16 protein-coding genes and 1 pseudogene are annotated in these 14,800 nt (G+C 71.0%); 5 read left to right on the forward strand and 12 right to left on the reverse strand.

Annotated features, from left to right (window positions below):
* Nucleotide 1: 1 nt before the first annotated feature.
* Nucleotides 2-955, reverse strand: a complete 954-nt coding sequence (locus P2T37_RS10550; RefSeq protein ID WP_276233894.1) for a transcription initiation factor IIB — start codon at nt 953-955, stop codon at nt 2-4.
* Nucleotides 956-1,175: 220 nt separating this feature from the next.
* Here P2T37_RS10550 and P2T37_RS10555 point away from each other — a divergent pair, with 220 nt between their 5' ends.
* Nucleotides 1,176-1,676 carry an inosine/xanthosine triphosphatase gene (locus P2T37_RS10555; RefSeq protein ID WP_276233895.1) on the forward strand — a complete coding sequence of 167 codons (501 nt, stop codon included), beginning with the start codon at nt 1,176-1,178 and terminating at the stop codon, nt 1,674-1,676.
* Here the strand turns inward: P2T37_RS10555 and P2T37_RS10560 are convergent.
* The gene (locus P2T37_RS10560; RefSeq protein ID WP_276233896.1) at nt 1,660-3,504 is read right to left on the reverse strand and encodes a flippase-like domain-containing protein; all 1,845 of its coding nucleotides are present in this window, start codon (nt 3,502-3,504) and stop codon (nt 1,660-1,662) included. The two genes, P2T37_RS10555 and P2T37_RS10560, sit on opposite strands and share 17 nt — an antisense overlap.
* A gap of 102 nt (nt 3,505-3,606) precedes the next feature.
* On the opposite strand from P2T37_RS10560, the gene P2T37_RS10565 reads away from it, so the two are divergent.
* Together P2T37_RS10565 and P2T37_RS10570 are read left to right on the forward strand one after the other, a co-directional pair.
* A complete protein-coding gene (locus P2T37_RS10565) occupies nt 3,607-3,825 on the forward strand; it encodes a hypothetical protein (RefSeq protein WP_276233897.1) in 219 nt (72 codons plus the stop codon).
* 89 nt (nt 3,826-3,914) lie between these two features.
* Nucleotides 3,915-4,157, forward strand: coding sequence for a hypothetical protein (locus P2T37_RS10570; protein ID WP_276233898.1), 243 nt, complete (start codon nt 3,915-3,917; stop codon nt 4,155-4,157).
* A 33-nt stretch (nt 4,158-4,190) separates the two neighbouring features.
* Here the strand turns inward: P2T37_RS10570 and P2T37_RS10575 are convergent, their stop codons facing one another.
* Together P2T37_RS10575 and P2T37_RS10580 are read right to left on the reverse strand one after the other, a co-directional pair.
* Nucleotides 4,191-4,508, reverse strand: coding sequence for a hypothetical protein (locus P2T37_RS10575; protein ID WP_276233899.1), 318 nt, complete (start codon nt 4,506-4,508; stop codon nt 4,191-4,193).
* 111 nt (nt 4,509-4,619) lie between these two features.
* On the reverse strand, nt 4,620-5,366 hold the full coding sequence (locus P2T37_RS10580) for a hypothetical protein (protein ID WP_276233900.1): 747 nt from the start codon (nt 5,364-5,366) through the stop codon (nt 4,620-4,622).
* A 100-nt stretch (nt 5,367-5,466) separates the two neighbouring features.
* On the opposite strand from P2T37_RS10580, the gene P2T37_RS10585 reads away from it, so the two are divergent.
* Entirely contained in the window at nt 5,467-6,096 is a 630-nt protein-coding gene (locus P2T37_RS10585) for a phosphoribosyltransferase (protein WP_276233901.1), read from the forward strand.
* A gap of 12 nt (nt 6,097-6,108) precedes the next feature.
* Here P2T37_RS10585 and P2T37_RS10590 read toward each other — a convergent pair whose 3' ends face one another.
* Nucleotides 6,109-6,876, reverse strand: coding sequence for a proteasome assembly chaperone family protein (locus P2T37_RS10590; RefSeq protein WP_276233902.1), 768 nt, complete (start codon nt 6,874-6,876; stop codon nt 6,109-6,111).
* Between the two features lie 105 nt (nt 6,877-6,981).
* On the opposite strand from P2T37_RS10590, the gene paaI reads away from it, so the two are divergent.
* The gene (gene paaI, locus P2T37_RS10595) at nt 6,982-7,380 is read left to right on the forward strand and encodes a hydroxyphenylacetyl-CoA thioesterase PaaI (RefSeq protein WP_276233903.1); all 399 of its coding nucleotides are present in this window, start codon (nt 6,982-6,984) and stop codon (nt 7,378-7,380) included.
* A gap of 9 nt (nt 7,381-7,389) precedes the next feature.
* On the opposite strand, the gene P2T37_RS10600 is transcribed toward paaI, so the two are convergent.
* The 7 genes and pseudogenes from P2T37_RS10600 to P2T37_RS15465 form a co-directional block, all read right to left on the reverse strand.
* Entirely contained in the window at nt 7,390-7,773 is a 384-nt protein-coding gene (locus tag P2T37_RS10600; RefSeq protein ID WP_276233905.1) for a universal stress protein, read from the reverse strand.
* Nucleotides 7,774-8,490, reverse strand: a complete 717-nt coding sequence (locus tag P2T37_RS10605) for an ABC transporter ATP-binding protein (RefSeq protein ID WP_276233906.1) — start codon at nt 8,488-8,490, stop codon at nt 7,774-7,776.
* A complete protein-coding gene (locus tag P2T37_RS10610; RefSeq protein WP_276233907.1) occupies nt 8,487-9,248 on the reverse strand; it encodes an ABC transporter ATP-binding protein in 762 nt (253 codons plus the stop codon). Before P2T37_RS10610 ends, P2T37_RS10605 begins: the two co-directional genes overlap by 4 nt.
* Complete coding sequence (locus P2T37_RS10615) at nt 9,241-11,229, reverse strand: ABC transporter permease (protein WP_276233908.1); 1,989 nt, start codon at nt 11,227-11,229, stop codon at nt 9,241-9,243. The genes P2T37_RS10610 and P2T37_RS10615 overlap by 8 nt, the downstream gene beginning before the upstream one ends.
* 3 nt (nt 11,230-11,232) lie before the next feature.
* Entirely contained in the window at nt 11,233-12,459 is a 1,227-nt protein-coding gene (locus tag P2T37_RS10620) for an ABC transporter substrate-binding protein (protein WP_276233909.1), read from the reverse strand.
* A gap of 174 nt (nt 12,460-12,633) precedes the next feature.
* Nucleotides 12,634-13,920 (reverse strand): phenylacetate--CoA ligase PaaK, encoded by a 1,287-nt coding sequence (gene paaK, locus P2T37_RS10625; protein ID WP_276233910.1) that lies wholly within the window; start codon nt 13,918-13,920, stop codon nt 12,634-12,636.
* 180 nt (nt 13,921-14,100) lie between these two features.
* Nucleotides 14,101-14,729, reverse strand: a pseudogene (locus P2T37_RS15465) (helix-turn-helix domain-containing protein).
* Between the last annotated feature and the right edge of the window lie 71 nt (nt 14,730-14,800).

Genomic DNA, 14,800 nt, shown 5'->3' on the forward strand with positions numbered 1-14,800 from the left:
CTCAGGCCATCGGGAGGCCCTGCTCGGCCTCCAGCAGTTCGTGGTAGCGGTTGCGGATGGTGACCTCGGAGATGTCCGCCACCTCGCTCACCGCCGCCTGCGTGGTCTTCTCGTTCGTCAGGAGCGCGGCGGCGTAGACGGCCGCGGCCGCGAGGCCGACCGGCGACTTGCCGGAGTGGACGCCCTGCTCCTTCGCGTTGCGGAGCAGTTTGCGCGCACGGTTCTCCGCCTCGTCGGAGAGGCCGAGCGAGGAGGCGAAGCGGGGGACGTAGCTCTCGGGGTCGGCCGGGGCGACTTCGAGGCCGAGTTCGCGGACGACGTAGCGGTAGGTGCGGGCTATCTCGTCCTTCTCGACGCGCGAGACGTCGGTTATCTCGTCGAGGCTCCGGGGGACGCCGGCCTGCCGGGCGGCGGCGTAGACGGCGGAGGTGGAGACGCCCTCGATGGAGCGGCCGGGCAGGAGGTTCTCGTCGAGCGCGCGGCGGTAGATGACGGAGGCCGTCTCGCGGACGTTCTCCGGCAGCCCCAGCGCGGAGGCCATGCGGTCGATTTCCCCGAGCGCCTGCTTGAGGTTGCGCTCCTTGGAGTCGCGGGTGCGGAAGCGCTCGTTCCACTTGCGCAGCCGCTGCATCTTCTGGCGCTGGTTCGACGAGAGGGAGTTTCCGTAGGCGTCCTGGTCCCGCCAGTCGATGTTCGTCGAGAGCCCCTTGTCGTGCATCATGTTCGTCGTGGGCGCGCCGACGCGGGACTTCTTGTCCTTCTCCGCGGAGTCGAACGCGCGCCACTCCGGCCCGCGGTCGATGTTGTCCTCGTCCACGACGAGGCCGCAGTCCTCGCAGATGATCTCGTTCGAGCCGCTGGTGGAGAGGTCGCCGCCGCACTCGGGGCAGCCGGTCGTCTCCTCTCGTTCCTGTTCCGTCTCGTCGGTCGGTCGGGTGCGAAGGTGGTCGCTCATGGGTCTGGGTGAGTCGGCAGGGGCTACCGGGGGTCGGACGGGACCGCAAAAGCCCGGGTAGCGAACGCTTGGCTCGGCTTCGCGGAATCACCGTATAAGCGTGACGGTCCGCGGACGACAGAACGGCAGTATTCGCCGCTTACGGCCCCTGTAACCCGGGAGTACAACGCCGTGATGGGCGAGTACCAACGACCAAATCCCCCGCGGCCCGAACGGGGGTATGCACGTCGCAGTCGGCAGCGGGAACCCGGTGAAGGCGGCGGCCGTCGAGGCGGCGCTGCCCGACGCCGCGGTCGAGGCGGTCCCCGTGGAGTCGGGCGTCGCGGAACAGCCGTACGGCCTCGCGGAGACCATCGCCGGCGCGGAGACGCGCGCCGAGCGCGCTCTCCCCGGCTACGACCTCGCCGTGGGCATCGAGGGCGGGGTCGCGCGCCTCCCCGACACGGAGGGGCTGTGGCTCGTGATGTGGGCTGCAGCCACGGACGGCGAGCGGTGGGGCCGGGGGAGCGGGCCGTCGCTCCGCCTGCCCGAGTCCATCGCCGCGCGGGTCGCCGCGGGCGAGGAACTCGGCCCGGTGATGGACGACGTGCTCGGCGAGGAGCACGTCGCGCGAAAGCAGGGGGCGGCCGGCGCGCTGACGGGCGGGGTCATCGACCGACAGGGGGCGCTGGAAGGTGCGGTGGCCGGGGCGCTCGGCCCGTTCCTCACCGACCGCTACTGACGGAGTCGTCGGCCTCGCCCGCCCCCTCGACGGCCTCGGTGAGCGAGACGTTGAACAGGAGGGTGGAGGCGACGCCGCCGGCCACGGTGACGACGTTCTTCACCGCGTGGTCCACGACGGCGACGGCGATGGCGACCGCGGCCGTCAGCCCCGGCACCGCGGTGAACGCCACGACGATGAGGGTGAACGCGCCCTCGTAGAGGCCGATGCCGCCGGGCGACAGCGGGATGACCTTCGCGAGGTTGCCGACGCTGACGGCGAAGAAGAGGACGGCGACGAGGTACGGCGTGAGCGCGAAGCCGAACGCCGCGACGACGACGACGGCGACGGCGACGTCCACGACCCACACCGCGAGGCTCGACAGGCCGACCCGGGCGAACGCCGCCCGGGTCCCCGCGACGGTCTGCACGTCGCCGACGAACCGCTCGATGACGCCGGTCACGTACGCGGCGTATGAGTCGTCGCTGACCCACCGGACCGCGCGGCCGACGAGGTCCGTGTCCCGGCGCGCGCTCGCGACGATGACGGCGACGGCGGCGACGGCGACGATTCCGACCCCGGCCGCCACGCGGAGGGCGGTCCGGGCCGCCTCGCCCGGCGCGATGGTCTCCCCGCCGATGGTGACGGTGCCGATGTCGGCGGCGATGGCCGCCGCGAGGCCGTCGGTCCCGCCGGTCGCCACGAGGCCGACGAGCACCGCGCCGGCGAGCGCCGTGATGGCGAGCAGGTCGAAGACGCGTTCGACGGCGAGCGAGGCGAACGCACTCGGGTACGCGACGCCGCGGCGCGCCTTCACGACGTAGGCGCGCACGCCGTCGCCGAGGCGCGCTGGGAAGACGAGGTTCCCCGTCTGCGAGATGAATATCGCCCCGGTGAGGAAGCCGAGGTCGCCGTCGTAGCCGAGTTCCGCGAGGATGTCGCGGTAGCGCAGTCCCCGGAGCGGCCACGAGACGAGGTAGACCGCGGCCGAGACGCCGACGAGCGCCGGGTCCGCGCCCGCGATGGCGTCGAGGATGGCCGCGGGGTCGAGATACACCGTCATCAGGGCGAGCGCGACGACGACGAGCAGGGTGCCCGCGACGAGGCCCGCCCGCCGGGTGGCGCGCGGCCGGACGGAGAACTCCCACCAGACGCGGAGTATCTGGCTCCCCATCCCGAGCACGTCGCGCACGAGGTCCACCTTCGTGTCCCCCTTCGGCGTCCACCGCACGGGGAACTCCTTGACCCGGTAGCCGGCGCGCTGGGCGCGCACGAGCACCTCCGTGTCCCAGAACCAGTGGTCGTCCTCCACCTCGTCGAGCAGGTCGAACAGCGCCGCGCGGTCGAACGCCTTGAAGCCGCACTGGTGGTCGTACAGGTCCGACCGGAGGAACAGCTTGACCAGGGTGTTGTACCCGGTGGAGGCGACGCCCCGTTCGGGTTCGCGCTCCTGCTTCTCGCCGGGCATCCGCCGGGAGCCCGTCACCACGTCGTACCCCTCCGTCCGAACGGACTCGACGAGTTCCTCCAGGTGGGCCATGTCCGTCGCGAGGTCGGTGTCGAAGTAGACGAGGGTGTCGCCGTGGCTGGCCTCGAAGGCGCGTTCGAGCGCGCCGCCGCGGCCCAGCCGCTCGTCGGAGTGGAAGTGGCGCACCCGGTCGTCCGCGGCCGCGAGGCGGTCGGCTATCTCGGGCGTGCGGTCGTCACAGCCGTCCTCGGCGACGATGACCTCGAACGACCCGGCGGGGAGGAAGGCGCCGAGGGTGTCGAGCGTCGTCTCGACGGTGTGCTCGATGGTCGCCTCCTCGTTGTACGCGGGGAGGACGACGCTCACCTCGACGCCGGTCATTGGAGTCGGTTGTAAAGGGCCGGCCATGAACCTTCTGGGACGCGGTCTCGCGCCGGCACCGACGTCTAACTAAGTCGCTCCCTCGCGTAGCCGGCGACTCGGATGGGCGGGGCCGCGTCGACGGACGGCGAGGGATGGCACGTGCGGAACCTCGACCGGGTGTACGAGACGTTCGACGCCGACCCGGACGGGCCCACGGCCGCGGCGGTCGTCTCGTTCGCCGTCGCGCTCGCCGCGTCGGCCATCCGCGGGGGACTCCCGCTCCCGAGAGTAGTCGCCGTCCTCGGGCCGCCGGATAAAGACGTTCGGCCTCGATGCTGAAGCTTCATCGACGGGCTCGTCGGAGTCGTAGTCGGGCGTCGGGCGGCCCGGCCGGGCCGGGCGCGTCCGCGCCGAACGGAGGCCAAGCTATGGTACGAGACTTCAAAGCCGAGGACAAGTCGAAACGAGTCGTGACCGCGGACGGCGACGCGGTCGGAACGGTGGACATGGCGGCCGGGTCGTCCGCGCACATCGCACCCGACGAGGACCTCTCGCGCAGCATCCGGCGACGGCTCGGGTGGACCGAGGAGGGCGAGGAGACCTACCGGCTCGACAAGTCGAAGGTCGACAGTATCACCGACGACGAGGTCAGGCTGAAGGGGAACCTGTAGCCGACGGGGCGGTCGCGCGTTCCCCCGCCGTACTCATTTCTCGATGGCGGCTTCGAACTCCGACTCGGAGCCGGCCTCGCGTCGTTCGCGCCTCGACGCCGGGCGCTCCCCGCCGGCCGTCGCGATGACGACCCGCCGCCGGGTGATACGCTCGACGCGGCCGGCGTCGAGCCGGAAGACGCCCCGCTCGTCCCACGGGCCGGACAGCCACGAGCCGCACCCGTCGAGCAGTCCGGCCCTCGGCCGGACGTGGGCGTCGCCCGCCTCGATACGCACCACCGAGCCGACCACGTCGCCGTCGGTGGTGACGACCTCCTTCCCCTCGTCGTCGAATGTGAACGCTCGGGTCATGGATACACGCCTCCGGGACGCCACGGGCACCCGGTGTGTGTCCCCGTGACACTGTCCGTCCGGAGCTACGTCGAACTCGTATAAAAACGATTTCACGGTCGCCGCCGGCCGTCACAGCGCCGTTTCGAGGGCGTCCAGGTGTTCGATGCCGACGACGGCGACCACGTCGCCCGCCGCGCGAAGCTCCCGGATCCGGGTCGCCATCGCGGCCTCGCGGACGGCGTCGATGCGCGCGATGGCCGGCGGCGTCTCGATGGCGCGCAGGAACGCCTGCCGCTGTCCCACGTGTGCGGCCTCGTGGTCCGCCTGAACGGTCGGGTCGTCGAGCAGCGAGCAGTCGTACTCGATGTGCGAGTACAGCCGGAGCCTGACCGGGGTGACGGCCCCGACGAGCGCGCCCAGCCGGCAGGCGAGCGCGTGGCCGACTCCCGAGACGAGGTCCCGCGCCAGTGCCCGGACGACGCCCCTCGGCGCGGGGTTCGCGAGCAGTTCCGCCGCGAGCAGCCGGAGGTAGGTGCGGCTCGGGGCGTCGATGCCCACGGTCGGCACGTCCCCGGCGGCCTGACTCGCGGCGCTCATCTCGCCGCCGAGCCGCGGGGGGACGTACCGGTCGTCGCCGTACAGCCGGAACAGCGGCACCGAGAGCGGGGGGAGCTCCAGCGCGAGGACCGCCGGCGCGAACGCGTCGAGGAGGTGCGCGACGCGGACGACGCTCGCGGGGTGGTCGTGAACCACGCCGACGAGCAGAACCGCGCCGCGCCCGTCCGTCCCGGGGACACACCGGACGAACCGCCCGTCGAGCCGGGGGTCCGCGGACGGGCTCTCCACCGCGCTCGCGACCTCGGAGCAGTCGAACATCGTCCGACAGTTACCCGAACGAGTACTTAGACCCGTCTCCGCCGCCGCCGAGCGGCCGAAACCGGCTCCTAACGAAGGGCGAGGGGACCAAGTGACTCCCGTGTTCGAGGACAGAACCGACGCCGGCCGCCGGCTGGCCGCGGTGCTCGACGACCACGACGTCGAGGCGGATATCGTGCTCGCGGTGCCGCGCGGCGGGCTCCCGGTCGGCCGGGTCGTCGCGGACGCGCTCGGCGTCGCGCTCGACATCGTCTCGGCGCGTAAGCTCGGGGCTCCGGGCAACCCGGAGCTCGCCATCGGGGCGGTCGCGGCCGACGGCACCGTGTGGCTGAACGAGTCGCTCGTCGCCGAACTGGGCGTCACGGACGCGTACGTCGAGGAGCGGACCCGCAGCGAGCGGGAGGTCGCGGCGGGGAAGGTCGAACGCTACCGGGGCGACCGCCCGCCGCTCGACCTCCGCGGGAAGCGCGTGGTCGTCGTGGACGACGGCGTCGCGACGGGCGCGACGACGACGGCCTGCATCACACAGGTGCGAAAGGCGGGGGCCGCGCGCGTCGTCCTCGCCGTGCCCGTCGCCTCGCCGGGTGCGGCCGAACGGCTCGCCGCCGAGGCGGACGAGGTCGTCTGCGTCGAGACGCCGCCCCACTTCGGCTCCGTCGGGCAGTTCTACGAGTCCTTCCCGCAGGTGTCGGACGACGAAGCCCGGGCGTCCCTCGACGCGGGGGAGTAGGGTCGCCGCCGGCTACATGTACATCCGGTCGCCGGGGTACTCCCGGCCGTCCCCGCCGCTCGTCCCCTCCTGGAGCGCCGCCATCCGTTCGGCGAGGTCCGCGTAGTACTGTTTCGTCTCGGCGGCCCGCTCCCGCAGCGCCGACTCGTCGACCTCGATGCCGTACACCGGTTCGAGCGCGTCGAGCAGCCGCAGCGCCGCGTCGAAGTCGGGGCCGGGGAGATGCGTGGGCGTGACCAACACGCCGGCGGGCGGCGCGTCGCCGTCGAGGCTCCGGGCCAGCAGTTCGCCGACGACGCCGTCGAAGAACCCCCCGGCAAGGGGGCCGATGTCGGGCTCCTCCTCCGGGAAGTGCCGGCTCCGGTACGCCTCGGTAGCGACGTGGAAGACGCGGTGCTCCGTCTCGCTGTGGGGGAACGGCGCGCCGTGGAGCACGGTCGTCTCCTCGATGCCGCGCTCGTCCGCCCAGTCGAACAGGGCGTCCGCGAGCGGGTCCGCGACCTCGACGGGGAAGAACACCTCGCTCACGAGCACCGTGACGTCGGCGTCGGGCACGCCGTAGAGCCGTATCGGGTGCCGGGGTTGCCCGTCGGTGAACGGGGTGATGTCGGGGAGGTTCCGGCTCCTGACGTGGCCCAGTCGCTCCGTCTCGGCGTGCGTGACGAAGTGGTCCGCCGCCGTCAGCCCCGCGACGCCGACGCCCGCCGTCCCGACGAGCAGCCGGCTCCCCGGCTCCGTTCCGTCCGCCGTTACCACCTCGAAGGAGGGCTCTCGCGTCATAACGGCTCTTCGACGGCACGGATAATAACCGCTGGTGCCGAGGTGGCGACCGCCGGCACCCGCATCGGGGCGTAGCTTCATTACGCCGTCATCGGAGGTACCCCTATGAGCGGCGTCGACGAGGAGACACGCAGTCGAATCGAGTCGGACCCGTACTGTGCGTTCTTAGGGATAACGCTCGCCTCCCTCGCGCCCGGCGCGGCACGGACGCGGCTCACCGTCGCCGAGAAGCACCTGAACTTCCACGGCACGCCCCACGGCGGGGCGATATACTCGCTCGCGGACGCCGCCTTCGCGGCCGCGTCGAACGCGGGCGACCGCACCGCCGTCGCGCTGGAGACCAACATCTCCTATCTCGAAGCCGTCGAGGTCGGGGAGACGATAACCGCGACGGCGGCCGAGACACACGACGGCGGCCGCACCGCGGAGTACGAGATCGAGGTGACGGACGGGGCCGACGAGCGGATAGCGACCTTCCGGGGCCGCGTCTACCGGCTCGACTGACCGCCGGCGCTACCGCCGGCAGAACAGCACCGGCCGCTCCGTCCGCAGCATCACCGACTGGGCGACGCTGCCGAACAGCGCCTTGCCGGTCGGCGACCGGTCGCGCCCCCCGACACAGACGGCGTCGACGTCGAGTTCGTCGGCGACGGCCACGATTCGGTCCGCGGGGTCGCCGCTCTCGCCGCGCAGCGTCACCTCGGCCCCGCCGTCGAGGAGCCGCTCCTCGGCGCGCCGGGCCGCCTCGACCTGTGACACGGAACTCCCCTCCGCGTTCTCGCCGAAGACGTGGAGCACCCACACGGTCAGCCGGTCGCCGTCGAACAGGTCCAGCAGCTGTGCCGCCTGCGAGGCCGCGCGTTCGGCGTCGTCGACGGCGAGGAGGACGACGGGCATCTACCGCTCACCCCCGTCGCCGACGCCGAGGTACCGGCCGAGCGTCTCCTCGTCGTCGCGGACGTCGGCGGCCGGTCCCTCGTGGACCACCCGGCCGCGGTCCATGACGTAGGCGTGGTCCGCGACGTCGAGCGCGACCTGGACGTTCTGCTCGACCAGCAGCACCGCCATGTCCAGGTCCTCGATGACCGACTCGATGCGGCGGACGACGTACGGCGCCAGCCCCTCGGTCGGCTCGTCGAGCAACAGCAGGTCCGGGTCGCCGACGAGCGCCCGGGCGATGGCGAGCATCTGTTGCTCGCCGCCGGACAGCACCGACGCGTGGCTGTGTTCCCGCTCCCGGAGGTTCTCGAAGGTGTCGAGCACGTCCTCGACGCCCGGCCCCGTTCCCTCGGCGCCGAGCGCGCCCATCCGGATGTTCTCGCGGACGGTCAGCCCCGGGAAGACGCGCCGCTCCTCGGGGACGAAGCCGATGCCCAGTCGGGCGGTTCCCTCGGGACCGACCGCGGTGATGTCCTCGCCGTCGAAGGTGACGGTGCCGGCCGTCGGCTCGATGTTGCCCGTGATCGCCCGCATCGTCGTCGTCTTGCCGACCCCGTTGCGGCCGACGAGCGCGGAGACCCGTCCGGCTTCGACGGCGAGGTCGACGCCCTGGAGCACCTCCGTGAGGCCGTAGCCGCCCCGGAGCCCGCGCACGGACAGTAGCGGGTCGCTCATCCGCGCACACCCCCGAGGTACGCCTCGTTCACGGCCTCGTCGTCGGCTATCTCGGCGGGCGGGCCGGTCGCGAGCACCTCCCCCCTCGCAAGCACGGTTATCGAGTCGGAGAGCCGCATCACCAGGTCGATGTCGTGTTCGATGAGGAGGAGCGAGCAGTCGTCGAGCACCTCGCCGATGAGTTCCATCGTGGCTCTGGTCTCGTCGCCGCTCATCCCCGCCGTCGGCTCGTCCAGCAGGACGACCTTCGGGTCGGTCGCGAGCACCAGCCCGAGTTCCAGCCGGCGGCGGTCGCCGTAGGCGAGCGTGCTCGCCGGCTCGCTCTCCACCGACGCGAGGCCGATGCGGTCGAGGACGTCGTCCGTCACCACGTTGACCCCCTCGAAGGAGTCCTTGTGCCGGAGGAACGCGTCGCGCCCCCCGACCTCCCCGGTCACCGACTGGGCGGCGAGCCGGACGTTCTCGCGGACGGTGAGCGCGTCGAAGACGTTCGTTATCTGGAACGAGCGCGCCAGCCCGCGGTGGACCCGCTCGTGCGGCGCCGTCCGCGTCAGGTCGGCTCCGTCGAACTCGACGGTGCCGTCGCTCGGTTTCATCGCGCCGGAGAGACAGTTGAACAGCGTGGTCTTCCCCGCGCCGTTCGGGCCGATGACGCTCCTGAACTCCCCCGGCTCGACGGAGAGGCTCACGTGGTCGACGGCGGTCAGTTCCCCGAACCGCTTCGTCAGGTCGCGGGTCCGGAGTATCGGCTCAGTCATCGGTCGCCACCTCCTCGCGCCCCGACTCGGGGCCGGGCGGGCCGCCGCCGGCCCGCCGCCTGTCGGCGACGAGCGACGGCAGCGAGACCAGCCCCCGCGGGACGAATATCACGAACAGGATGAACACGGTCCCGACGACCAGCCGCCACTGGTCCGTGACGGAGGCGAGCACGTCCTCGACCGCGATGATGAGGCCGGCGCCGACCATCGGGCCGTACAGCGTGCCCATCCCGCCGACGAGCGTCATCACGATGACCTCGCCGGAGTGGATCCACGCCAGCGTCTGGTCGGGCGAGATGACGAACGTCGAGGGGTTGACGGCGAGCAGTCCGCCCGCGAGGCCGCCGAGCGACCCCGCGAGGACGAACGCCCGCCGCTTGTACGCCGTCGTGTCGTAGCCGATGAACTCCGAGCGCTCCTCGCTCTCCCGGATGGAGAGGAGGACGCTCCCGAACGGCGCCGACATGAGCCGGCGCGAGCCGACGAGCGCGCCGACCACGACGAGGAAGGCGAGGTAGTAGAACACGACCGCGCCCGTTATCTCGACGCCGGCGACGAACAGTTCGATGTCGCCGAACTCGGGGCCGAACCCGGCGACGCCGAGCGTCGGCTCGAAGCCGAGCAGCCCGTCGCTGCCGCCGGTGAAGTCGAGCTTGAACACGGCCTGATACAGCAGTTCCGCGAAGGCGAGGGTTATCATGGCGAAGTAGACGCCCGAGACGCGGATGGAGACGCTCCCGACCACCCACGCGATGACCGCGCCGACCAGCGCCGCCACGAGGAGTGCGACGACGAACGACGACGAGAGGTGGAGCATCGCCAGCCCGGCGGCGTACGCGCCCGCCCCGTAGAACATCGTGTGGCCGAGCGGGACCAGCCCGGTGTAGCCCATGACGATGTCGAGGCTGAGCGCGAACAGCGCCCAGATGAGAACGGTGTTGAGGAGCGTGACGTAGTAGGGTTGCCCGACGGCGAGCAGGACGACAGGCGCGGCCGCGAGCCCCGCGACCGCGGCCCGGCCGATTCTGGTCCGGGTCGCCGCCGTGAGGACGCCGCCGTTCCCCCCGACGAGGAGGTCGCCGTCGCTCTCCCCGCCGCCGTGGCCGGACTCGCCGAACAGCCCCTGCGGGCGGACGAGCAGGACGGCTATCATCAACAGGAAGACGGTCAGTCCCTCCAACACCGGGACGTACGTCCGGGTGAACGTCTGGACCACCCCGACGAGGAGCCCGCCGTATATCGCGCCCCGGAAGCTGCCGAGCCCCCCGAGCACGACGATGACGAACGCCGAGACGAGGACGCTGTTGCCCATCCCCGGGCTGACGCTCTGGTAGCCGCCGAGGATGATGCCCGCGACCGCCGCGAGCGCGGCCCCGAAGCCGAAGACCAGCGTGTAGTACCGGTCGATGTCGATGCCGAGGTTCCGCACCATCCCCCGGTCCATCGACCCGGCGCGGACGATCATCCCGTAGCGGGTCCGGTTGAGCAGGAGCCACGTCCCCACGGCGAGCGCCGTCCCGGCGACGATCATGAACGCGCTGTACACCGACGCCGAGACGCCGCCGACCGCGAGTGGCTGGTTCAACAGCTCCGGCACCGGGAGCTGGCGCTGCTGGCTCCCCCATATCAGGACGATGAGGTCGTTCAGCACCAACACCAGCCCGAAGGTGAGCAGGATGTGGTACAGGGGGTTCCGGCCGTACAGCGGTCGGAGGGTCGTCCGCTCGATGACCGCGCCGACGACCCCGACCAGCACGGGGGCGACGACGAGCGCCACGACGAACCCCGTCCCGGCCCCGAGCGGCTCGATGACCGAGAGCGCGAAGTACGCGCCGAGGGCGAACAGCTCGCCGTGCGAGAAGTTGATGACGTCCATGACGCCGAAGATGATGGAGAGACCCGCGGCTAACAGGACGTAGACGATGCCCAGCGTGAGGCCGTTGACCAGTTGCTCTGCGAGAGCGGAGATACCGAGGGCCATCCCTCAGTTCATCTCACAGCCGAGTTCGCTTGCGGGGGGAAGGTTGTCGTCCGTCCGGCTCAGCAGTTCGACCTCGGCGGTCTCGCCCTCGCCGGGGACCATCTCGGCCATCCACGTCGGCACGGTCGCCTGGTGATCCTCCTCGCGGAGCGTCACGTCGCCGAGCACCGTCGTCCGGGTCATCCCCTCGAGGGCGTCGCGGACGTCCGCGGGGTCGGTGCTTTCCGCCTCCTGCATCCCGGCGGCGAGATACCGGACCGACTCGTAGCCGGTGCGCTCGAAGTTGTCCGGGAGCCGCCCGTCGTTCGCCTCCCGAAACGCCTCGACGAACTGGGCGTTGTCGCCGATGTCGATGTTCGCGTTGTATCGGACGCCGCCGTAGGTGCCGACGCCCTGCTGGCCGAGCGCCTGCCGGGTGCTCTGGATGCTCATCGTCGGCGCGACGATGTTCACCTCCTCGGTGAGCCCGCGGTTCGCGGCCTGGTTCACGAAGCTCACGAGGTCGCCGCCGAGCATCCCGAGTATCACCGAGTCGGCGTCGGAGTTGCTGATCTGGCTGATGTACGAGCCGAAGTTCGACGAGCCGAGTTCCGAGGCGGTCTGTCCGACCTCGGTGAACGCGTCCGACTCCTCGCTCATCCGCTGGCGGGTCCGCTGGTACACCGAGTCGCCGTACGCGTAGTCGGCGATGTGGAACCAGACGTTCGAGCCGAGTTCGTTCACGGTGTAGTCGGAGATGGCCTCCGCTATCTGTGCCGTGTTGGTCTCGAACCGGTACACCCACTCGTTGCAGGCGCTGCCGGTGATGGGGACGGCCGCGCCGCCGGAGAAGTAGACGACCTCCTCCGAGGCCGCGAACTCGTTGAGCGACAGCGCGACGGAGCTCGATATCGCGCCCATCAGGAAGTCGGCGTCGTCCTGCTGGACGGCCTGTTGGGCCACCTGCTGGGCGGTCCCGGCCTCCGTGGCGGTGTCCTTGTAGACGGTCTCGAAGCCGTAGTCGAACTCGTCGCCGTTGTTGACCTGCTCGACCGCCAGCTCCACGCCGGCGCGCTGGTTCGGCCCGAGCGAACTGTACGACCCGCTCATCGGATTGAGGCTGCCGAGGGTGGCGGTGTTCCCCCCGCTTCCGCCGCCGCCGCTACAGCCGGCCAGTGCTACCGCGCTCCCCGCCGCCGCCAGCGAGAGGAACGACCGCCGCGTCGTCGAACCCGTGTCCTTGGCTCCCATGGTACACCCGGCGATTGGGATTGTCCATGATAAAGTTATGCATACGTCTCGGATAAACAACCGCGAAACAAGCTCTACCGCACGATTTCGACGCTTGGCAATAATGACGCGCGGGCCGGTGGGCGCGACACGCGGTCGCACGACACGGGCACACGCGGGGAACCGCGGCCCGCGCTATCGGTTGTCGAAGACGCGCTTCACCTTGCCCACCTCGGTCCGCGCGAGTTCCCCCGGCTCCGCCAGCCGAAGCTCGTCCGGGGTGAACGAGAGGACGTTCTCCAGCCGCGTCAGGATCTCCTCGCGGGTCTCCCCGCGGTCGCCGTCGAAGTCCTCGGCCAGCTCGACCGAGAGCTTCATCGTGTCGAGTTCGTCCTCGCGGTCGAGGTCGATGCGGTAGTACGGGGCCACGTCGTCGAACTCCAGCACGACCGACTCTATCTCGCTCGGGTAGAGGTTCACGCCGCGGACGATGAGCAGGTCGTCGGCCCGGCCGGTGACGTTGTCCATGCGGACCATCGTGCGGCTGCACTCGCACTCCTCGTAGTCCAGCGTCGTCAGGTCGCCCGTCCGGTAGCGGAGCACGGGGACGGCCTCCTTCGTCAGCGTCGTCAGCACGAGTTCGCCCTCCTCGCCCTCCTCGACGGGCTCGCCGGTCGCCGGGTCCACGACCTCCGGCAGGAAGTGGTCCTCCCAGATGTGGAGGCCGTCCTGTGCCTCGTGACACTCGTTCGAGACGCCGGGGCCGATTATCTCGGAGAGGCCGTAGATGTCGATGCCGGTGACGCCGAGCCGCTCCTCTATCTCGCGGCGCATCGGCTCGGTACACGGCTCCGCGCCGAAGATGACCGTCGAGAGGTCGAGGTCGGTCGGGTCGATACCCATCCCCTCGGCGGTCTCGGCGATGTACAGCGCGTACGACGGGGTACAGGAGATGACGTCGCTTCCGAGGTCCTGCAGTATCTCGACCTGTCGCTGGGTCTGCCCGCCGCCGATGGGGATGACCGTCGCGCCAAGCTCCTCGATGCCGTAGTGGAGGCCGAGACCGCCCGTGAAGAGGCCGTAGCCGTAGGCGTTCTGGACCGTGTCGCCCGGCTCGACGCCCGAGGCGGACAGCGAGCGCGCCACCACTTCGCTCCACACGTCGAGGTCGCCGTCGGTGTAGCCGACGATCTTCGGCTTCCCGGTCGTCCCCGAGGAGGCGTGGATCCGGCGGACCTCCTCGTCGTCCACGGCGAACAGTCCGTCGGGGTACTCGTCGCGGAAGTCCTCCTTCGTCGTCATCGGTAGCTCGCGCACGTCCTCGACCGAGTCGATGTCGTCGGGCGAGACGCCGGCCTCGTCCAGCGCCTCGCGGTAGAAGGGGACGTTCTCGTAGGCTCGTGCGACCGTCTCGCGGAGCCGGTCGGCCTGGAGCTCCCGAATCGATTCCCTGTCGCGGCGTTCCACGGCGTACTCCGGCATGGTGGTTGTGTGAAACGGGGAACCCCACAAATAGGTTCCGCCGCCGAAAGGGCCGTAATTCGGCAATAGCGGGATTCTAACTCCCTTTGACGCACACACGTGGGCGCCGCGCCGCCGGGTCGCGGCCCCGATACGTCGGGCCGACGGGGCGATTCGGACGCCCGCCGGCCCGGTCGCCGGCTACAGGAGCTGTTCGAACAGCGACGCCTGCCCCCGCCGGAGCCGTTCGAGGAACGCGGACTTCGAGATGTCCAGCGTCGCCGCCACCTCGCTCGCGTCGGCCCGCCGGGGAACGGCGAAGTAGCCCGCCTCGTGGGCGGCCCGGAGCGCGGCCTCCTGTGCCGGCGTGAGGTCCCACCGGCGGGCGACGGGGGTGTCGTCCTCCTCGCCGAGCGGGCTGATGCGCTCGATGCCGACGCCGACGGCCTCGCCCGCCGCCTCCAGCACCCCCTCCAGCACGTCGCGGCCGACGACCGCCCCGAGGTGGCGTTCGCGGCCCCCCCTCGAACGTCGAGGCCTCGGCGAGAAAGCCCACGTCGATGAGGTCGTGGAGCACGCACCGCTCCTTCGAGAGACAGCGGTAGTTCCACCGGCCGTCGGCCCGGGCGCCGTGGAGATAGCGGATGCGGTCGTCGGCGTCGAGGCGCTCCCCGACGACGGAATCGCCCGACGAGAACCGTAACAGCGCGTTGCCGTCGGCCCGGCGCAGCGGCGGCGCGGCCTCGGCGCGTCCCCCCCGTGGTCGCCTCGGAGAGGGGACAGCCGTCACCCTCGACGCGTATCTCGACGACCAGGCACTCCTCTCGCATACGGCAGGAATCGCCGAAGAAGTATATAAAACCGCGCCATGGGCGGGTGAACGACCATGAGGATACGGCCG

This window comes from Halosegnis marinus, from assembly GCF_029338355.1.
GTDB classification, from domain to species: domain Archaea; phylum Halobacteriota; class Halobacteria; order Halobacteriales; family Haloarculaceae; genus Halosegnis; species Halosegnis marinus.